14 protein-coding genes are annotated in these 20,631 nt (G+C 68.7%); 9 read left to right on the plus strand and 5 right to left on the minus strand.

Annotated elements, in window-relative coordinates:
* Positions 1-50: 50 nt before the first annotated feature.
* Positions 51-1,619 (minus strand): lysine--tRNA ligase, encoded by a 1,569-nt coding sequence (locus QN347_RS06600; protein WP_322161485.1) that lies wholly within the window; start codon positions 1,617-1,619, stop codon positions 51-53.
* 54 nt (positions 1,620-1,673) lie between these two features.
* Between QN347_RS06600 and QN347_RS06605 the strand changes: the two genes are divergently transcribed.
* The 3 genes from QN347_RS06605 to QN347_RS06615 all read left to right on the plus strand — a co-directional run bounded on the left by QN347_RS06605 (position 1,674) and on the right by QN347_RS06615 (position 5,741).
* Positions 1,674-2,246, plus strand: a complete 573-nt coding sequence (locus tag QN347_RS06605) for a Uma2 family endonuclease (protein ID WP_322161487.1) — start codon at positions 1,674-1,676, stop codon at positions 2,244-2,246.
* A 209-nt stretch (positions 2,247-2,455) separates the two neighbouring features.
* Positions 2,456-5,179, plus strand: a complete 2,724-nt coding sequence (locus QN347_RS06610) for an ATP-dependent DNA helicase (protein WP_322161489.1) — start codon at positions 2,456-2,458, stop codon at positions 5,177-5,179.
* A gap of 13 nt (positions 5,180-5,192) precedes the next feature.
* Positions 5,193-5,741 carry a SixA phosphatase family protein gene (locus QN347_RS06615; protein ID WP_189676547.1) on the plus strand — a complete coding sequence of 183 codons (549 nt, stop codon included), beginning with the start codon at positions 5,193-5,195 and terminating at the stop codon, positions 5,739-5,741.
* A 3-nt stretch (positions 5,742-5,744) separates the two neighbouring features.
* Here QN347_RS06615 and QN347_RS06620 read toward each other — a convergent pair whose 3' ends face one another.
* Entirely contained in the window at positions 5,745-6,272 is a 528-nt protein-coding gene (locus QN347_RS06620; protein ID WP_133191180.1) for a YceD family protein, read from the minus strand.
* Positions 6,269-6,778, minus strand: coding sequence for a ubiquinol-cytochrome C chaperone family protein (locus QN347_RS06625; RefSeq protein WP_416194478.1), 510 nt, complete (start codon positions 6,776-6,778; stop codon positions 6,269-6,271). Before QN347_RS06625 ends, QN347_RS06620 begins: the two co-directional genes overlap by 4 nt.
* Positions 6,779-6,889: 111 nt before the next feature.
* On the opposite strand from QN347_RS06625, the gene QN347_RS06630 reads away from it, so the two are divergent.
* The gene (locus QN347_RS06630) at positions 6,890-7,390 is read left to right on the plus strand and encodes an outer membrane protein assembly factor BamE (protein ID WP_133191182.1); all 501 of its coding nucleotides are present in this window, start codon (positions 6,890-6,892) and stop codon (positions 7,388-7,390) included.
* 121 nt (positions 7,391-7,511) lie between these two features.
* Positions 7,512-8,018 carry an RcnB family protein gene (locus QN347_RS06635; protein ID WP_322161492.1) on the plus strand — a complete coding sequence of 169 codons (507 nt, stop codon included), beginning with the start codon at positions 7,512-7,514 and terminating at the stop codon, positions 8,016-8,018.
* 53 nt (positions 8,019-8,071) lie between these two features.
* On the opposite strand, the gene pbpC is transcribed toward QN347_RS06635, so the two are convergent.
* Together pbpC and QN347_RS06645 are read right to left on the minus strand one after the other, a co-directional pair.
* On the minus strand, positions 8,072-10,165 hold the full coding sequence (gene pbpC, locus QN347_RS06640; RefSeq protein WP_323493998.1) for a penicillin-binding protein 1C: 2,094 nt from the start codon (positions 10,163-10,165) through the stop codon (positions 8,072-8,074).
* A gap of 172 nt (positions 10,166-10,337) precedes the next feature.
* Positions 10,338-16,160 (minus strand): alpha-2-macroglobulin family protein, encoded by a 5,823-nt coding sequence (locus tag QN347_RS06645; protein ID WP_322161495.1) that lies wholly within the window; start codon positions 16,158-16,160, stop codon positions 10,338-10,340.
* A 194-nt stretch (positions 16,161-16,354) separates the two neighbouring features.
* Here QN347_RS06645 and QN347_RS06650 point away from each other — a divergent pair, with 194 nt between their 5' ends.
* The 4 genes from QN347_RS06650 to QN347_RS06665 form a co-directional block, all read left to right on the plus strand.
* Positions 16,355-17,734: a glycosyl transferase family protein gene (locus QN347_RS06650; RefSeq protein ID WP_322161497.1), complete on the plus strand. Its 1,380-nt coding sequence runs from the start codon at positions 16,355-16,357 to the stop codon at positions 17,732-17,734.
* Positions 17,735-18,198: 464 nt separating this feature from the next.
* Positions 18,199-18,846 (plus strand): hypothetical protein, encoded by a 648-nt coding sequence (locus QN347_RS06655; protein WP_322161501.1) that lies wholly within the window; start codon positions 18,199-18,201, stop codon positions 18,844-18,846.
* Positions 18,847-18,894: 48 nt separating this feature from the next.
* Positions 18,895-19,809, plus strand: a complete 915-nt coding sequence (locus QN347_RS06660; protein ID WP_322161503.1) for a sulfite exporter TauE/SafE family protein — start codon at positions 18,895-18,897, stop codon at positions 19,807-19,809.
* Positions 19,810-19,847: 38 nt separating this feature from the next.
* Positions 19,848-20,631, plus strand: a 784-nt coding sequence (locus tag QN347_RS06665; protein ID WP_416350855.1) for a TIGR02186 family protein, incomplete at its 3' end; no start/stop codon positions are given.

Genomic DNA, 20,631 nt, shown 5'->3' on the forward strand with positions numbered 1-20,631 from the left:
CGCCGACCCCGCGCCGACCCCGCGCCGACCCCGCATCGCCGCAAGTACGCTTAGCGAGCGAGCGCCTCGGCGATCAGTTTGCGCGTATTCTCGACCCCGTAGAGCGCAATGAAGCTCCCCATCCGCGGCCCCTGGCTCGATCCGAGCAGCGTCTCGTACAAGGCCCCGAACCAGGCACGCAGCGGATCGAAGCCGCCTTCGTTTCCGATCGCATAGACGATGTTCTGCAGATCGACCGCGGAGCTGTCGGCCTGCACCGCAGCGAGCTCACGGTCGAGCCGTTCGAGCGCTGCGACCTCGATCCCCTCGGGCTTGCGGCGCTGGAGCGTCGGCGCAACGTAATCGCGGTTGTACGCCAGCGCATGGCCGATCAGCGCGTCGAGCTCGGGCGTGATGGCGCCCTCGACATAGTTGCTGAGATAGCCGTGGACCTGTTCCGCGGTCGCGCCCGCGCCGAGCACGCCGACGAGATTGAGCAGCAGGCCGAAAGTGACCGGCGGGTTCGTCCCCGGCACGTCGCCGTCATGGATGTGGTGCACCGGATTGCCGAGCTTCTGCTCGACCGGCTGCGCGGCGTAGCTGGCGCGGAACTGGAAATAATCGTCCACCGCGCGCGGGATGACGCCGATATGCAGCTGCTTGGCCTTTTTGGGCTCGCGATACGCGAAGAACGACAGGCTCTCCTGCGTCCCGTAATCGAGCCACTGCTCGAGCGTCAGGCCATTGCCCTTCGACTTGGAGATCTTCTCGCCCTTTTCGTCGAGGAACATCTCGTAGATCAGCCCCTCGGGCGGGCGACCGCCGAGCACGCGCGCGATCTTGCCCGACTGCACGCCGCTGTCGATCAGATCCTTGCCGTACATCTCGTAATCGACGCCGAGCGCGACCCAGCGCATCGCCCAGTCGACCTTCCACTGCAGCTTGGCGTGGCCACCGAGCACCGATTGCACGAGCACCTCGCCGTCGCTGTCGGTGAAGCGGATCGTGCCCTCCTCGACATTGACCACCTCGACCGGGACTTGCAGCACGATGCCGGTCTTGGGGCTGATCGGCAGGATCGGCGAATAGGTCGCGGCGCGCTCCTTGCGCAGCGTCGGCAGCATCACGCCCATGATCCCGGCGTAATGGCGCAGCACGCCCTTGAGCGCATCGTCGAACACGCCCGCTTCATATTGCGAGGCCGACGAGATGAACTCATACTCGAAACCGAAGCGATCGAGGAAATCGCGCAGCATCGCGTTGTTGTGTGCAGCGAAGCTCTCGAACTTCTCGAACGGATCGGGAATTCGGCTGAGCGGCTTGCCGAGATGCTCGGTCAGCATCGCTTGGTTCGGGACATTGTCGGGCACCTTGCGCAGGCCGTCCATGTCATCGCTGAACTCGATGAGCCGGGTCGGCGCGTCGGACAGCGTCTGGAACGCGTGGCGCACCATCGTCGTGCGCAGCACTTCGTTGAAGGTGCCGATATGCGGCAGGCCCGAGGGACCATAGCCCGTCTCGAAGATGACGGGCTGGTTGCCCGGCTTGCCATCGGGATAGCGCTTGAGCAGCTTGCGCGCTTCCTCATACGGCCAGGCCTTGGAATCGAATGCGGCGGTGCGGAGGGCTGTGTCGGTCATATGCGCACGCGTTTGACGCTTTAGTGCGGGAAGCGCAAATGCTATGGTTAGCCCATGAATATGCCGCCGTCCCTGACCGAGCCGCATCGCCTGAAGCTCCGCATCGAGGATTTTACCATCCTCGATCGCGCGGGCGTGTTTGACGCGTACGGCAAGGTCGAATTGATCGACGGGGTGATCGAGGTCATGAACGCGGAATTCCGGCGGCACAATCATATCAAGAACGACCTGACCTATCGTCTGCGGAGTGCGCTAGCTGCGTTAGGCTCGCCTTATAAGGCGTTTTGCGAAGCATCGCTCGCGCTGTCGGAACACAACCTGTTGCAGCCCGATATCATCGTCGCGATCGGCGGGACGGACTCGCGCTATTATGAGATCGACGACCTTGCGATCGTCATCGAGGTGGCCGACAGCACAGCTGTGCGCGATCTCGGCCTGAAGTGCGCGATGTATGCGGCGCAGGGCGTGTCCGAATATTGGGTCGTGGCCTTGCCGACCGGCGAGGTGCACCAGTTCTGGGAGCCGGGAGTGGACGGCTTCGCCGCGCGACGCACGGTGCCGTTCGAGGGCGAACTGACCAGTGCAACCATGTCGGAGCTGACGATCGACGGACGGGGCATCCTATAGCGCTCAACGGTGCTTCCACAGAGCGCTTCCCCGGCGAAGGCCGGGGCCCAGTCGTGGCACGATTGCAAGCGGGCGTTGCGCACGAAGACTGCGACCTTCGCTCCTGGGCCCCGGCCTTCGCCGGGGAAGCGGCATAGGAAAGGGTATAAACCCGGCAATCCGACCCCTCCAACGTTGCCATTCCGTTCCCGCCACGCGATATACCCAGCGTGACCGCGCTCCCCTACCCCGCGCTCCATGCGAGCCACAGCGGCATCTGGATCGCCGATGCCGAAGGCACGCGACCGATCGGACGCGGCGAGGCGATCCGCATTGCCGCCGATACCCCCGTCATCCTGCTCAATGCTGCGCTGATCGGGCAGCGGCTCGGCTATGCCGACCTGTCGGGGCTCGACCTGCTCGAACTGTTCGCCTTCCTGTGCCCCGCGCGCTTCATGGTGCCGACGCCGCGCGGCTTAGCGCGCGTTGCAGGGCTGGAAGCGCCGAGCGAGGATGGCGAGATCGCCGCCTTCCTGCGTGACGCCGCGGTGGCGCTGCTCGGCATGACCGAGCCCCGCACCGACTGGCCCGAGCGCGAGGGCGCATGGACCGCGGCGCAGTCGCTGTTCAAACTGCGCTGGACCTGGGCGCCGATCCTCGCGCAGCGGCTTAAGACCCCCGACGTCGCCGAACGGTGGCTGTTCTCGAAACTCGGCGAATGGTCCGAAGGCGCACCGCGCCCACAGCCGCGCACCGTAACGCTCGATGCCGACGAGACCCAGGCGCGGCTTGCGCGACTGACGGGCAGCGCCGCCGAGCAACGCTCAGGCCAACGCGCCTATGCCCAGGCCGCGCGCGAGGCGTTCGCCCCGCGCATGGCGCACGGCGCACCCAACATGGTGCTTGCGGAGGCCGGCACCGGCATCGGCAAGACGCTCGGCTATCTCGCACCCGCCTCGCTCTGGGCCGAGAAGGCCGATGGCGCGGTGTGGGTATCGACCTTCACCAAGGCGCTGCAACGCCAATTGGGCCATGAAAGCGCACGCCTCTTCCCCGACGCCGCGACGCGCCGCGCGAAAGTCGTCACGCGCAAGGGGCGCGAGAATTACCTGTGCCTGCTCAATCTCGAAGATGCGCTGCAGGGCGGTTTCGCCGGCCGCGCCGCGATCCTCGCGCAGCTGGTCGCGCGCTGGGCGGCGTATAGCGCCGATGGCGACATGGTCGGCGGCGATCTGCCCGGCTGGCTCCCCACGCTGTTCCGCCGCAACGGCGCGACCGCGCTGACCGACCGGCGCGGCGAGTGCGTCTATGCCGGCTGCCCGCATTACCGGAAGTGCTTCATCGAAAAGGCCGCGCGCGCCAGCGCCGATGCCGATCTCGTCATCGCCAACCATGCGCTGGTGATGGTCAACGCCGCGCGCGGGCGCGAATCGACCACGCGTCCGACGCGCTACGTGTTCGACGAGGGCCATCACCTGTTCGATGCCGCCGATGCGATGTTCTCGACCGCGCTGACCGGCTCCGAGACGATCGAACTCCGCCGCTGGGTGCTCGGCCCCGAATCGGGCGGACGTGGGCGGCGGCGCGGGCTTGCCGCGCGTCTTTCCGACGTGGCGAGCTATGACGAGGGCGGCGCACGCGCGATCGCCGATGCGGTGGCGGCGGCGCAGGGCCTGGCGAGCGACGGCTGGCTCCAGCGGATCGGCGAAGGCGCGCCTTTCGGCCCGATCGAGACGCTGCTCGCGGCCGTCCGCGGCCTGACCTACGCGCGCGCCGAGGCAGAAGGCGATGCGGGCTATGCGCTCGAGACCGAACTCGCCGAGCCCGACCCCGGGCTGGTTGAAGCCGCGGGCCCCGCCGCGCATGCGCTCGATGCGCTCGTCCGGCCACTCGTCGCGCTCGGACGCCGGCTCGAGGCGGTGCTCGAGGAAGGGCCCGACTGGATGGACGGCCAGGCGCGCGCGCGGATCGAAGGTGCTGTCGCCTCGCTCGGCTGGCGCGCCGAGACGGTCGCGGCATGGCTGTCGCTGCTTGCCCGAATCGGCGGGCCGGCCTCGCCCGATTTTGTCGACTGGCTTGCGGTCGACCGCGTCGAGGGGCGCGAATACGATATCGGCCTTCACCGCCACTGGCTCGACCCGACGCGGCCCTTCGCCGAAACCGTGCTCAAGCAAGCGCACGGCGTGCTCATCACCTCGGCGACGCTGCGCGGCGGCGGGACCGATGGCGAGGAAGGCTGGGGCGTCGCCGAGTCGCGCACTGGCGCCAACCATCTGTTGCGCGGCGCGAGCCGCTTCGCCGCGACATCGCCGTTCAACTATGCCGATCAGGCCGAAGTGCTGATCGTCACCGACGTCAAGCGCGGCGACATGGGCGCGCTCGCCAACGCCTATGCCAAGCTTGGCGTCGCGAGCGGCGGCGGGATGCTCGGGCTGTTCACCGCGATCCGGCGGCTGCGCGGCGTCCATGCCCGCATCGCCGACCGCCTCGCGCGCGAGGGGCTGCCGCTCTATGCGCAGCATGTCGACCCGATCGACACCGGCACCCTGGTCGACATCTTCCGCGACGATCCCGCCGCCTCGCTGCTCGGCACCGATGCCTTGCGCGACGGGGTTGACGTGCCCGGCCGCTCGCTGCGACTCGTCGTGCTCGAGGGCGTGCCGTGGCCCAAGCCGACCGTGCTTCACGCCGCACGGCGGCTCGCCGGAGGCGGCAGCCGCTATGACGACCGGATCGTCCGCGCGCGCATGGCGCAGGCGTTCGGCCGGCTGATCCGCCGCGCCGACGACCACGGGCTGTTCGTCCTGCTTTCCGCCGCAATGCCGTCGCGCCTGCTCAGCGCGTTCCCGCCGGGGGTGAAGATCACGCGCTGTACGCTCGACGAAGCGGTCGCGCGCGCGGGAGCGCTTCCCTCCGCCGTGCAAACGGGGCATGAGGCGCGCGAACCCGCCTGACGGAGACTTTAGCATGACCGCCGGCACCAAGACGCTGACGCTGCTCCGCCACGCCAAATCGGGCTGGGACGATCCCGCTTTGCGCGATTACGATCGCGGGCTCAACGCCAAGGGCAAGCGTGCGGCGGCGCTGATCGGTGGCCATCTGCGCAATGCCGCCGGCGTGTTCGACCATGTCGTCGCTTCGCCCGCAGTGCGGGTCGTCGAGACGCTCGAACAGGTCGAGAGCAGCTATGGCCGCACGCTCGCGCCTCATTTTGACCGGCGCATCTACCTCGCCTCGGCAGTGACCTTGCTCGATATCATCCACGAAGCGCCCGCCGAGGCGGTGCACCTCCTGCTCGTCGGGCACAATCCCGGGCTCGAGGATCTCGCGATGCTGCTCGTTCCCGATTCAGACGAACCGTTGCGCGTCGCGCTCGAGGCGAAATATCCGACCGCGACGATCGCCGAGATCAGCTTCGCGGGCGAATGGGCGACGCTTGCCGGCGGGAGCGGACGGCTGACGCGCTTCGTCCGCCCGCGCGATCTCGATCCGACGCTCGGACCCGACGAGGACTGAGCCTCACACCTTCCCGAACAAGCCCTTCAACCCCGCCAGCGCACCCGCGGGCTTGGCCTCTTCCTCGCTGATCACGCCCGCTGCGCGCAACGCCGCCGCGGCATTGGGCCCGCGCGGGAACGGATCGAGCGCGAGCGCCATCGTTTCCGCCGCCGCTTCGCCGAGGTCGATCGCCGCGCCATCATACGGCATCGTATCGAGCGCATCGAGATCGAGCTCGATCTCCTCCTCGGCGGCAGCCTCCTGTTCGGTGACGAAGCGCAACGCGACATCCTCCGACACGCTTTGCGGCAAGGGCTCGTCGGTCACCGAACACGCCTGGACGACCGCCGCGCTGACCGCGCCGCGCGCGACGATCCCCGCCGCATCGCGCTTGACCCGAAACGTCGCCTCGAGCCGGTCGACCGACACCAGACCGAATCGCGCTGCCAGCGCGGCGCGCTCGGCCTCGCTCGCGGTGATCGCGATGCTGCGCTCGCCCTCGCCGATCGTGTCGATCCGCTCCAGCCGCGAAAATTCGGGGGTGCTCATGCAATATCTCCTGCGATCACCGACTCGGTCGGTCGGGCCGCCAGCGCGTCGCGGAGCGCGAACAAGGCGGCCTCGGTATGGGCGATCGCGGCGGCATCGGGCAGGCCGCTGCGGTACAGGTTGCGCGCAAGCGCCGGGTGGAGGTCGCCCGCCGCCAGCCCGTCGCGATACGCGCCGAGCCGCCCGCCGAGCATCCCCATCATCTTGCCGATATGCTTGCCGACGCCGATGTCACCGACCCCGCTTTCGCGCAATTGCCCGTCCATGTCGGTGACGAAACGCTCGGTCAGCCGCGCGCTTGCCGGGCCGGCCTCTGGAACGTCCTCGAGCCGCAGCAGCACGAGCGACAGCACCGCCGCGACCATGTCGAACCGGCCGTCGAGCGTGTCGGGAACACCGCCCGATTCATACCAATGCGGCGCGCGTGCCAGCGCGATCACCCGATCATAGAGCAGCATCGCGGTATCGTCGGGCGTCCGCCCCAGCAGCTTCGAAAACCAGCCCAAATCTCTCGTGTCCCTTCGCGCCCTTGTTTGGTCGCCTTTCCCGGCATATTGAGGCTTCGTGTCCGCGGGTGCAATGCGTCGTGGCCAGCTTTGGTGCCTTGGAGAGTGTCGATGAGCCTTAAGTCCGTCCGCCAGTTGACGGCTGCCGCCCTCCTCGCATCGTGCGTGTTCGGGGCGAGCGCCTGCGTGCCGCTCAAGTCGCACCAGGGCTATGTCATCGATGCCGATCTCGTGAACTCGGTCCAGGCCGGCACCGACAATCGCCAGTCGGTGCTCGCGACGCTCGGCAAGCCGAGCTTCACTTCCGAATTCAACCAGGGCGACTGGTATTACGTGTCGCGCGAGACGCGCAATTTCGCGTACAACAACCCCAAGGTCCGCGAGCAGACGACGCTGCGCATCAGTTTCGACGAGAAGGGCAATGTCACCGCGGTGCGCAAATCGGGCGTCGAGCAAGTCGCGTCGATCAGCCCGTCGGGCAAGACCACGCCGACGCTCGGCAAGAAGCGCAGCTTCTTCGACGAACTGTTCGGCAATATCGGCACCGTTGGCGCGGTCGGCGGCGGTCAGGGCGGCCAGAGCAACACCGGTGGCGGTCGCGATACGCCGTAACCGGCACGTCGCTTCCTGACGGATTGCTGACAAGCGCATTCGCATTCCGTTCAGTCGCGCGCTGCCACAACACGCTCCATGGCCCGGCCGTTCTTTGGCCCGCCGGAATATGGAGGATACAGTGCGTAAACTCATTCTCACCGCTTTGATGGCGGCGACCTTGGTTCCCGTCGCTGCAAGCGCGCAGTCGAACGAAGAGCTGCGACGCGACCGTCGCGACATCCGCCAGGAGCAGCGTGACCTGCAGGAGGCGCGGATGCGCGGCGACCGCCGTGACATTCGCGACCAACGCGAGGACGTTCGCGACGCGCGCCAGGAATATCGCGAGGATCTGCGCGATCGCGACCGCGCCTGGGGCCGCGACGACTGGCGTGGCTGGCGTGACCGCAACCCGAACTATTATGCCCGCGGCAATTGGAACGCCCCGTTCCGCTACACTGCCTTCCGCCCGGGTCTGCGCATCGCACCGGCGTATTATGGCGGCCGCTACATCATCGCCGATCCGTGGCGCTATCGCCTGCCACGCGCCGGCTGGGGCCAGCAATGGGTGCGGCACTATAACGACGTGATCCTCGTCGACACGCGTCGCGGCTATGTCGTCCAGGTGATCCGCGGCTTCTACCGCTAAGACTGTTCGTCACGGGCGGCGGCCGTCTCCGAAAGGGGGCGGCCGTCGTTTTTTCAGCGGATCGTGAAAAGCACCTGATCGACCACGCGCCCGGCGACATCGGTCAGCCGCAGCCGGTGGAGCCCCGGTCCAGCGATGATCTGCGGCTGCGAATCGGCCGCCCCGAGATCGGTCTTGTCGAGCCACAGCCGATGCGCCGTCACCGCCCCCGACACGTCGACCGAGAGCCGCTGCCGATCGGACGGAATGTCGGGGTCGATCGCATAGACGCTGCCCGACACCGGGTTGGTGATCCGCGGGCGGCGCGATTCGGCGGGCGCGACCGCGATCTGCGTCTGTCCCGTTCCGGCGAGAAAATATTCGGTGCGCGGCTGCTCGATCGCGTTCCCGAAGGTGATCGCGCGCGCTTCGATCCCCGTCGGGCGCGGCGGCGGGCTGCTGCGCGTCTCGGCGTTGAGCGCGAGCATGATGTCGCGCCACACCGGCGCCGCACCGCTGACCCCGGAGACCGCGCGCATCGAATCGCCCTCGAGATTGCCGACCCAAACGGCAACCGTGTATTCTTGCGTGAAGCCGATGCACCAATTGTCGCGCAGCGCCTTGCTCGTCCCCGTCTTCACCGCTGCCCAGAAGGGCAGGTGCAGCGCCGAATCGAGGCCGAAGGTCACCGCGCGGGCATTCGAATCGGCCATCATGTCGGCGACGAGCCACGCCGCCTGCGGTGTCGTGATGGCGTGCGGCGATTCGCGGGGCGCATCGAGCGTCAGCCGCAGCGGCGACCAGCGGCCGGCCTGCTCCAGGCTGCGATAGGCGGCGGCCTGTTCGAGCAAGGTCACCTCGGCCGAACCGAGCGCGAGCGAGAAGCCGTAATAATCGCCATCCTCGACCAGCCCGCGATACCCCGTGTCCCATAGCCGGTCGCGAAACGCGTCGACGCCCACGAGCAGCAACGTGCGCACCGCGGGCACGTTGAGCGACCCCGCCAGCGCGGCGCGCGCCGACACCGGCCCCTTGAAGCCGCGATCGTAATTTTGCGGGACGTAGAGCCCCGAGGCGGTGTCGAGCTGGACCGGCGAATCGTCGAGGATCGAGGCCGGGGTCAGATAGCCCTTCTCGATCGCCTGCGCGTAGAGGAAGGGTTTCAGCGTCGATCCGGCCTGGCGATAGCTGTTCGCGCCGTCGACCGCGGGCGCGGTCGAGGCGCCGCCGATCCCGCCGACATAGGCGAGCACGTCGCCGCTTGCATTGTCGATCACCACCGCCGCGCCGTCGCGCGCGCGCGCGCCGCCGAGGCCCTGCAACTGGCGTTTGAGCGCGACGATCGCGAGGCTCTGAATGCGGCGGTCGAGCGTGGTGGTGACCTTGAGCCCGGGTTTGGTCAGCAAGCGGTCGGAGAGATGCGGCGCGAGGCCGGGGTCGAGCTGAAGGCTGCGCGCCGGGCCGAGCATCGACGCCGCCTCGCCCGCAAAGCGCGCGCAATCGCGCTCGTGGCTGACCGCGCAGGCGCGCCGCGCGACGCTCGCAGGGTCGGCCTGCGGATCGGGGAGGAGCGCGGCGAGCAACAGCGCATCGTCGCGTGCGAGCGCATCGGGGGTCTTGCCGAACAGCCCGAGCGCCGCCGCGCCGATCCCCTGCGCCTCGCCGCGGAAACCAGCGAGGTTGAGATAGGCCTCGAGGATCTCGTCCTTCGACCAATGCGATTCGAGCGCCCAGGCAGCGCGCATCTGGCGGAGCTTGTCCCACAAATGGCGCTGCCCCGGCGTCGCGAGATCGGGCGCGAGGAAGCCAGCGACCTGCATCGACAGCGTGCTGGCGCCGCGCGCGCGCGTTCCCTGTGCGCGGTCGCGCGCGACGCCGAGCAAGGCGAGCCAGTCGACGCCGCCATGATGGAAGAAGCGGCGGTCCTCGACGCCGACAATCGTTTCGCGCGTGACGGCGGAAACGTGCGGCAGCGGTGTCCAGGCGAGGCGGCGCGCGGCGAAATCGACGCGCGCGCTGTCGATCAGCGCGCCGTTGCGATCGTAGAGCCACGCCTCGGACGGGTGCCAAGCGGCGCGAACCTGCGCATAGCCGGGGAGTGGCGGGGGAAGCGTGGCAAAGTCGATCGCGACGAAGGCGAAGAGCGCGACGACCAGCGCGGTGACGATCGCGCCGGTGCGGGTCTTGAACCCCGCCCAAACGCGTTCGCTTCCCCGGCGCAGGCCGGGGCCCAGGAGCGACGCACGGCGCAGGAGGGTGCTGTACTCGATCAACGCAACGGCCCGCTACTCGGCCCCGGCCTCCGCCGGGGAAGGGAAGGAAAGAAGAAGGAAGATGGGATCAGCGCTGCACCACCGTCACCGGCGCGAGCGGCAGCTGCGCGCGGATCGCGGGCGAATACATCGCCTCGACCCGGCTCGGCGGCAGGTTGAAGCGCCCTGTCCCGTTCAACCGCAGCATGTACGACGCGCTGAACGCCCCGCGCGGCACCCAGCCATAATAGGCCCGCCACGCGTCGTTGCGCTTCTCGACATAGGCCGGAACCACCCCCACCTGTACGTCCCACAGCTTGCCATCGGCATCGCGCGCCTGGAACTTGGCGCCCGGCCCGGCCTGCGCCTGCCCAGCCAAGATCTGCGATTGTCCGCCGAGATCGCCGATGATCGTCGCACCCGCCGGGATCGGATCGTTGATCACCACCCAGTTGCGCTCGGCGCTCGCCTTGACGGTGATCGTCACCTTCACGACGTCGCCGCGCGTCAGCACGCCCTTGGTGCGCGCCTGCACCACCTCGACACTCCGCTGCATCTCATAGCCCGCGAACAGCGGCTTGGTCAGCGGCACCGCCGCCGAGATCGAGACGTTCGCCCACGGCCCGGCGCCGCCGCTCGATTGCGACAATTTGAGCGGGGTCAGCACAGCCGGCAGCTGGAAGGTCGCCGTTCGCGCGGTCGTCGCCAGCGGCCAGGCCTTGCTGATCGTCTGCCCGCCCAAGCCCAGCGTCGTATTCCCGACGATCGCGCTTGCCGGAAAGAGCGCGGCGAACTTGCGCGCCGCGATCGTACCCCAGGCGTTGGCGGTCGTCGTGTCCCAGCGGCCATGCGACTGGCGCAGCGCGACGCCGACCATCATCTTGGCCGCCTCGTCCTGCCAGCCGGGCCGGCCGAGCGTCGCAATCACCGTCTTGATCGAGGCTTCGTCGCCCGACGACATCAGCCACCACGGCTGGTTGCTGCTGTCCGACAGATCGAGCCGCGTGCCCTCATAGACGATCCGGGTACGCAACTGCGCCTCGCCCGCGGCCTTGAGCGCATTGGCGTTGGCGAGCCCCGCGACATGATCGAGCGCGACGAGATAATCAGCCAGCAGCGCAGTCGGCATTTCCTTCGGGATCATGCTCAACTGCCCGAGCATCGCCGGCGTCGCCGCCCCCGCACGCGCGAGCGCGTTGAAGGCGTAGACGCGCTGGAGCCGGACATCGCCATATTCCTCGTGGCGCAGTCGCCCATCGAGCACGGCCTTGAGCCCCTCGATCATCTTCGCGCGCGGGCCCTCGGGGATCGGCAGGCCGGCTTCCGACGTCATCGCCAACACATAAGCGGTAAGCGCCTCGGAGCCCGTCAGGCTGCCCGACGGCCAGTAGCGCAGCAAGCCGTCATCGGCCTGATACGCCGGGATATCGCTCGCGAGCCTTTGCCACAGCGCCGCATCGCCGAGCGCCACCGCGCGCGACAGCTGCTGTTCGAAGCAATTATACGGATAGCGCGCCATGAAATCGCGCACCCCGGCAAGCGGCGGCGCGAGCGTGTCGTCGAGCCGGATGTCGACCGTCCCGCGCCCCGCGATCGCCCCCATCGGCGGCTGGATCGGGATCGTCGTCTCGCCGCCGACGCGCGCGAGCGTCCCCGCCCACACTTCGAGCGGGTAGAGCGGCGTCACCGCCTGGTTGACGGTGATCTGGTCGACCGCCTTGCCGTCGGCCGAGCGCGCGCTGACGTGCCAGCGCAACGCGTCGAGATTGGCGGGCGCGGTCAGGTTCCACGCGACCGGCATCGCGCCGCCCGCCGGGATCGTCACCGTCAGCGGCTTGCCCTGTGCGATCGCGGGCATGAGGTCGACGCTCGCCGTTACCGTCATCGGTCTGTCCGAGCCGTTGCGCAGCGTGAAGCTCGATGCATAGAAGTCGCCGGTCCGCACCACCGGCGCGATGCCGGCGAAGATCGACAGGTCCTGCGCGGTGCGCACGCTCGCCATGCCGGTGCCGTAGAGCTGCGACCCATCGGTGGCGATCGCCACCAGCTTGAACGAGGAGAGCGCGTCGGACAGCGTCACCGGAATCCGGGCGTGACCATTCTGGTCGAGCGCGACGCGGCCCTTCCACAGGATCACCGGCTGGAAATTCTCGCGGTTGAGCCCCGACGAATCGCCGCCGCCACCGCCGCCGGCCTCGACCGCCTTCTTGCCGTAATGGCGCTTGCCCACGACCTGCGTCTGCGCGGTCGAGGTGAGCACCGCGAGCGGGCGCTCGCCCATCACCGCGGTCAGCACGTCCCAGCTGTCGTTGGGCGCGAGCTGGAGCAGCGCTTCGTCGACGGCGGCGAAGGCGACGTCGGCGGTGCGCACCGGCTTGCCGTCTGGCCCGTTCACCTGGACGTCGACTTGCGCCACGTCGCGCGCGGCGTAACGAGCCTTGTCGGCTTTGACCGCGACCTGGAGCTGGTGCGCTTCCCAGCCGACCTTCACCTTGGCGATGCCGATGCGGTAGCTCGGCTTGGCGAGATCGACCAGCGCGGTCGGCTCCTGCCCCTCGGGCGGATCGCTCGACAGCCCAACCGAGCGCGCGAGGCCGTGGAGCCAGCTCCAGATCCCGCTCTCGGTACGGCCGCGCACGACCATCACCGAGACGAACACGTCGGGCGCGTACGAGCCCGGCATCTTCACCTCGACCACCGGGTCCGCCCCGCTGAGTTCGGTGACGTAGCTCGCAAGCACGCCCTCGCGCTCGACGGTGACGAGCGCGGTCGCCTGGCGGAACGGCATGCGCACCTGGAAACGCGCGGTCTCGCCCGCTTTGTAGGCGAGCTTTTCGGGGACGACGTCCATCCGGTCGCCATTGTCGCCGCCGAACCACCAATCGTCCTTGCCGGCGAGCCACACGCTCTGCGTCGCGCGCGCTTCGTTGCCCGCGGCGTCCTTGGTGGTCGCGACCGCATAGACTTCGCCCGAGATGCCGGGGTCGAGCTTGCACGTCGCCAGCCCCTGCGCGTCGGTCGTCGCGCTGCAGGTCTGGCTGAGCTTCTCGGTCTTCATGCGGTTGTCGTACGCATAGAAACCGCCGATCAGCCGGCGCCGCGCGGTGAGGATCTGGCGGCTGTAGAGCGCGACCGAGATCGCCTGGTTGGCGAGCGGCTTGCCCGCGGTGTCGAGGGTGACGAAGCGCAGCCGCAGATCGTCCTGCTTCATCAGCCAGCCGTCGGTCTTGACGCCCAATTGCACCGCGCTCGGGAAGATCGGGATGCGCTTCGAGGCGGTCAGCACTTCGCCATTGGCGTCCTGATAGTCCATCTCGACGAGCATGTCGGTGACGCCGTCGAGCGTCTGCGGGATCGACACCGTCTGCTTGCCGGTGCCATCGCCGCCGAGCGTCGAGGGAAGCGTCTGCGTCGGCGGGAGCGTCGCCTGCTCCTCCTCGCCGTCGCCGTTGAGCGGTTTGGTGCCCTCGACGATCGCCTTGCCGCCGAAGCTGTAGCTTTCGTAGCCGTCGGGCGTGCCCTCATGCGCGAAATAGCCGATTCGCATATCGACCGGCAGGTTCGACGCGCCGCCGCCCGAGAGGTAGCCGACGAACAGGTCGAGCGCGAGGCTGATCGGGCGGATCGCGGCGTCCTTCGGGCCGGTCACGCTCGCGCGCATCGTGGGCAACTTGTATTCGTCGACCTTGAACGACTGGCCGGTCTCGATCGTGCGATTGTCCGCGATCACCGACAGGTCGTAATCGCCCATCGGCGCGCCCGCGGGGGCGGTCCATTCACTTTCGCCGATGCCGTCCGCGTCGATCGTCAGCGGCAGGTCGAACTGCGTGTCCGAACCGCGATGCTGCAGCCGCAGCGTCCCCGTCACGCCCGGCGCAAAGCCGAAGCCGCTCGCCACCGAGGTGCGCAGGATGTGCTTCATATGGACCGTCTCGCCCTGGCGGACGAGCGCGCGGTCGAACACGGTGTGGAGGAACTCGCCGCGTGCCGAATAGCCATAGGGCAGGTCGAAATCATACGGGCGGATGCCCTTGCCCCAATCGGTCAGCGTGAAGCTGAAATCGTCGCCGGCGCGCGCCGAGACCATCAGCGGGCTCGACCCGCCGTCGCACGAGCCGCCGTAAGCTTCGGGCTCAGGCAGCCCTGGCGGCACGTTGAGCCCGCCATTCTTGTCGGTGATGCCGCGCGCGAGCAATTTGCCGGTGCAGCTGTCGGTGACGTGCACCTCGGCATCGGCGACGGGCTTGCCGGTGTCGAGCGCGGTGACCCAGGCGAGGCTCGCCGCGCGGCCCCATTTGAAGTGGACGCTCATATTGGTGACGAGCGCGGCGGTCGCGACATAGCGCGGTGCCTTGCGCCCGAGCAGCGCCTGGCCGAGCACCGGGCTTGCCAGTTCGACGACGTAGAAACCGGGCTTGCCGCCGCCGAGCGGCAGGCCGACGACTTCGAAATCCTTGCCCTTGCCGGGCAAGCCGATCTGCATCGGCGCGCCTTCGCCGGCGAGGATCGACTTGGACCCGGTGTCGTTGATCCGCACCTTCTCCTTGCCGCGCGTTTCCTCGTGACTGGCCTCGTCGTCGGAATGGCCGACGGTGCGCAGCCACTCGGCAATCTTGCCGTCCGAGCCATCGACGCGCAGCGCCTGGCCGCCGATCGTGACGTTGCTGCCCTGCAGCGCGGGCTCGACGTTGCGGACGGTGACGGGCAGCACGCCGCCCTGCTTCGATTCGAGAATGCCGAACGACGCGGCGAATTTGACGAGCGGCGGGGCGGCATCGAAGCGCACGGCTAGCGGGAAGCGCTCGGCGTTCGACAGTGGTCGACCGCTCTCGTCCTTGACGCCCGCCGGCAGCACGACCTTGCCGGTCTGCGCCTGCGGCAGCGGGCTCTTGAAGCCGACCGCGGAAATCGTCGCCTTGGTCTTCGCATCGCCACGCTCTGTGTCAGAGCTCGAGTCGAACAGCGTCGGCGTCAGCACTTTGCCGTCGGCGGTCTCGATGCGGACCTGCTTGGCAAGCTCGCTCGGCACCGGCGCGGAGAAACGCACCCACGCCTTCTCGACCGGGTTGCAACCCGCGGCGGCGTTGACGCGCGAGCATTCGAAGCGCGCGGTGAAGGGTTTGCGCACGCTGAAATCGAAGCGCTGGTCAGTGCCGGCGGTCTTGCCACCAGCGCCAGCGATGCTCGCACCCCACACCAATGCGACGTCGGCGCCGGGCGGCAGCGGGCGGCGGCACTTCAGCGCGGTGACGCCGGCATAGGCCTTCGCGCGATCGGCCGGTGCCGGGATCGCGGCGGGCAAGCCACCGCTCTCGAGGAAACTGCGGACGTTCCAATTCTCGGTGCCCATCTCGCCGAGCAGCTTGCCGGGCAAATCGGTGGGGAGCACGTCGACCGGGATCTTCTCGCCGATCCCCTTGACCGCGCAATAGGCGTTGGCGGCGACCGAGGCGGGGGTGGCGGGCAGATTGGCCGCGACGAGGAAGGTCTGGTCCTCCTCGATCTCGTCCGAATCCCCACCCGGCAGGACCGTGCGCGCGACCGGGCCGCCGGCGTCGACGGTGAACTCGCTCTGGCCGGTCGCGGCATAGCCCGAAACGCTCTTGAGCCCCTTGCGCAGCGCGAACTTGCACGTCGTGCCGCCGGGCAGGCCGCTGGCGAAATCATAGACGAACGTCTGCGGATCGACCCAGCGTCCTTGGCCACCGACCGCGCAGGTCACGTCGAACGGCGCGGCCGCACGCGGATCGCCCAAGGGCACCATCGGCTGGTTGAAGCGCGCGGTAAAACGCTCGATCGCGCCGTCGCCGATACCGGGGGTGGCGAGGATGACCTGCGGGCTCGCATCGCCGAACGCGGCGAACGGGACGCAGACCAAAGCGAGCAAGGCGATTCGGAAACCCAGCTTCATCGCATCTTCCCCCGGAGCCGCTTCGCATCGCCTTATAGGGCGACGCGGCGTGCGAGCACAACGACGGTCCGTCATAGCGCGGCCCCCTTGATTAAACCACGAACTTGTTGGAAAATCACGAAGAACGACTCGGGGAGGGGTGGCTGAAAGGCCAGGGTCGTCGGGGGGAGCCGGTCTTGGGGGCAGGATGGGTCATGTTCGCGATCGATGCGATCGCGCGCGAAACGGTCGTGTTCGCGGCGATCGGTTTCCTCGTCGGCGGCTGTGACGACCTAGCGATCGATATCGGCTGGATCTGGATCACGCTGACTCGCCGCCGCCCCGCTTTGCCGCGGACGCTCGATGCGTATCGGCAAACGCCGCCGCGCTGGATCGCGGTGTTCGTTGCGGCGTGGGACGAGTCGACGGTGATCGGTGCGATGCTGCGCAGCGCGCTCGCGCGGTTCGAGCATGAGGATTACCGCCTGTATGTCGGGACCTACTCAAACGACCGCGCGACGATCGACGCGGTCGCAGCGGTCGCGGCGTGTGATCCGCGCGTACGGCTGGTCATCAACAGCCGCCCCGGACCGACCACCAAAGCCGATTGCCTCAACGCCGTTTGGCGCGCGCTCGAGCGCGACGAAGCGCGTGACGGCGTACCCGTCGCCGCAGTCGTGCTGCATGACGCCGAGGATCTGGTCCACCCCGGCGAGCTGCGCGTTTTCGATGCGCTGATCGGGCGCTATGCCGTTGTCCAGCTCCCGGTGCTGCCGTTGGTCGATCGCGGTGCGCCGCTCGTCTCGGGGCACTATGCCGACGAATTCGCCGATGCACACAGCCGGCAAATGGTGGTGCGCCAGGCGCTCGGGGTCGGGCTTCCGCTCGCCGGGGTCGGCTGTGCGATCGAACGCCAGATGCTCGGTCGGATCGCGGCCGCGCGCGACGGTTTGCCGTTCGACGCGGGCTCGATCGTCGAGGATTACGAACTCGGCTTGCTGATCGCCACGCTCGGCGGACGCGGCGTGCTCGCGCGTGTCCGCGCAGATGGCGAGCTCGTTGCGGTCCGCGCGTATTTCCCGGCGACGGTACCTACCGCGGTACGGCAGAAGGCGCGGTGGATGACGGGCATCGCGCTGGCCGGCTGGGACCGGATCGGCTGGGGGCGCGCGCTCGATTGGCGCGACCATTGGATGCGGATGCGCGATCGGCGCGCACCGCTCGCAGTGCTGGTGCTGTTCGTCGCCTATACCGCTTTTATCGCCTGGGGTGTTGCGTTGGTGGCGCACGCGCTCGCCGGACGGGCGGCGGCGGCGCCCTCCGCGGCGATGCTGGCGCTGCTGCACCTGAACGGCGCGTTGTTGGCCTGGCGGCTCGTCTGGCGCGCGGCCGCGACCGGAGCCGCCTATGGCTGGCGCGAAGCGCTATGGTCCCTGCCGCGCGCGCTGGTCAGCAACTATGTCGCGCTGCTCGCGGCGCGGAGCGCCATGACGGCGTATGTCCGATCGTTGCGCGGCACCGCGCTGCGGTGGGACAAGACCAGCCATGTCTTTCCAGGTGCAATCGAACGGACCGAGCCGGGTTCCGAACGTTGAGCGTTCAAGGACGCGGGCGTCCTCTGCGCTTTCTCGGCGTCCTGGCGGTCGGATGGATCGCGGCGCGGCTCGCGATGGTCTGGCCGCAGCCCGCACCGATCGCAGCGCCATCGCTGATCGCGCGCTCGCTCGGGATCAAACGATCGTCGCTGCCGGTGATGCCGATGCCGATGCCGGGAGCGCATCCCGCGGCGAGTCGGAGTGCGCACATCGCGACACGCGTGCCGGCACTCCGATATCGGGCGCCTCGATACCGGGCACCGCACAATCCTATCGCAGCGCGGTCGCTCGCCCCGTCTCGCCGACCAAGTCCCAACCAGCCGCCGAAGAGCGCCGATGCCCCCCCCGCAGATCGCCTCCTCAGCCACCGCCCCCTGCCCAGCCCCGCCGGCCAAGCTGGTGCCGCACTCGAGCCCAGGTCGACGGCGCTGATTGCGGGTCTGCCCGACAGTGCCGCTATCGCGGTGCCAACGCGTGCGCCCTCGCGCTGGTCGGGCAGTGCCTGGCTTGCCGCGCGCGGCGGGTCAGGGCTCGCGTCCGGCGCACTTGGCGGACAGCTCGGAGGATCGCAGGCCGGCGCTCGGCTGGTCTATGCGCTCGACCGACACCATCGCATCGCGCTTGTCGGCCGCGTGACGTCGCCACTCGGCAGCGGGTTGCGCGAAGCCTCGGTCGGCGTCGAATGGCAACCGACTCGTCTGCCACTGCGCGTCGTCGCCGAGCACCGCTTCGCACTGGCGGGCGGGCAAGGCGGGCCCGGTGTCGGCGTGGTCGGCGGGGTTGGACCGGTGACGGTTTCGCCCGGCATCCGCTTCGAGACCTATGTGCAGGCGGGGCTTATCCGGCGCACACAGACCGAGCTCTATGTCGATGGCGCGGCGCGCGTCACGCATCCGATCGCGACCCTTGGCAAAGTCGGCTTCGATCTCGGGGCGGGCGTATGGGGCGGTGCGCAGCGCGGTGCGACGCGGCTCGACATCGGGCCGTCGCTCGGCGTCGCGCTGCCGCTCGGCAAGCAATCGGTGCGGCTCGCGCTCGACTGGCGCGAGCGCATTGTCGGAGGAGCGCGCCCGGGATCGGGCCCGGCGTTGACGCTCGGCAGCGATTTCTGACACGCCGTGCTTTGCGCACGCTCCCTGAGCGGCTAACGCTGGTGGGCAATGGACATCTACCTGCCCATCGCCAATCTTTCGGTAAACGCGCTCGTGATCGTGCTGCTCGGCGGCGGCGTCGGGCTGTTGTCGGGGATGTTCGGCGTCGGCGGCGGGTTCCTCACGACCCCGCTGCTGATCGTCTATGGCATCCCGCCGACCGTCGCCGCCGCCTCGGCCGCGAGCCAGGTGACCGGCGCGAGCGTCTCGGGCGTGTTCGCGCACGTCCGGCGCAAGGGCGTCGATTTCAAGATGGGGGGCTTCCTCGTCGCGGGCGGGCTGGTCGGCGCGGTGTTCGGCGGCTGGATCTTCCGCTTGCTCCAGGCGAGCGGCCAGATCGATACGGTGATCGCGATCGTCTATGTGCTGCTGCTCGGCTCGATCGGCAGCATGATGGCGACCGAATCCTGGGGCGCGATCCGCCGGATGCGCAGCGGCGAGGCGCCCAAGCCGCGCAAGCGCCGCCACCACCCGCTCGTCGCGTCGCTGCCGATGCGGACGCGCTTCTATCGTTCGGGGCTGTATATTTCCCCCTTCGCGCCGCTGCTGCTCGGCTTTGGGGTCGGCATCCTGACGATCCTGCTCGGCGTCGGCGGCGGTTTCATCCTCGTGCCGGCGATGCTCTATCTGCTCGGCATGACGACGCAGGTCGTGGTCGGCACCTCGCTGTTCCAGACGCTGTTCGTCACCGCGATGGCGACGATGGTGCATGCCACGACGACCAAGGCCGTCGACATCGTGCTCGCCGCCTTGCTGCTGCTCGGATCGGTCGCTGGCGCGCAGATCGGCGCGCGGTTCGCTGCGCGGGTGAAGCCCGAATATCTGCGGCTCGCGCTCGCGGTGATCGTCCTGCTCGTCGCGGGGCGGATCGCGCTCGGGCTCGGCTGGCGGCCCGACGAGATCTATTCGGTCGAGCTGTCGTGAGACGCGGCTGGGTCGCGCTGGCCGCCGCGCCGTTGCTGATGGCGCAATCCGCGTCGCGGCCAGCGGCGAAGCCCGTGCTCGTCCCCGACGTGTCGCAGCGCGACATCGAGATCCAGTACAGCTTTACCGGCGCCAATTTGCTGCTGTTCGGCGCAATCCTCTATCCCGGCGGCCGCTTGCCCGACGACGACAAGCCGACCGACATCGTCGTGGTGGTCAAGGGGCCGGTGCAATCGATCCTGGTGCGCGAGAAACAGAAGCTGGCCGGGCTGATGTGGGTCAACGCCAGTCGCCTGCGCTATCGCTCGGCACCCAGCTTTTACGCGATCGCTTCGTCCAAGCCGATCGCGCGGATGCTCGATGCGCGAACGCGCGCGATCTACGAGCTTGGGCTGTCGAGCCTGCAGCTTTCGCCGGCCTCGAGCGCGCCGCTGCAGGAGCAGGATCGCTTCGCGCGCGGTCTGGTCGAATTGAAGACGCGCACCGGCCTGTACCTCGAGGCGCCGGGCGCGGTCGAGATCACCGACGGCGTGCTCTATCGCGCACGCGTGACGATCCCCGCGCGCGTGCCGGTCGGGCGGTTCACCGCCGAAACCTTCCTGATCCGCGACGGGCGCGTGCTCGCGGCGGCGACGCGCGATATCGAAATCCGCAAATCGGGCTTCGAGCGCTACGTCGCGCGATCGGCCGAGCGGCAGTCGGTTCTCTACGGGCTGGCCGCGGTAGCGCTGTCGGTGCTGTTCGGCTGGGGTGCCGGTGTGGTGGGGGGGGGGGGGGTAAAAACCCCCCCCCCCCCCCCCCCGGGGTGTAGGGGTGGGGGGG

This window comes from Sphingomonas sp. 10B4 (assembly GCF_035019905.1).
GTDB lineage: Bacteria > Pseudomonadota > Alphaproteobacteria > Sphingomonadales > Sphingomonadaceae > Sphingomonas > Sphingomonas glacialis.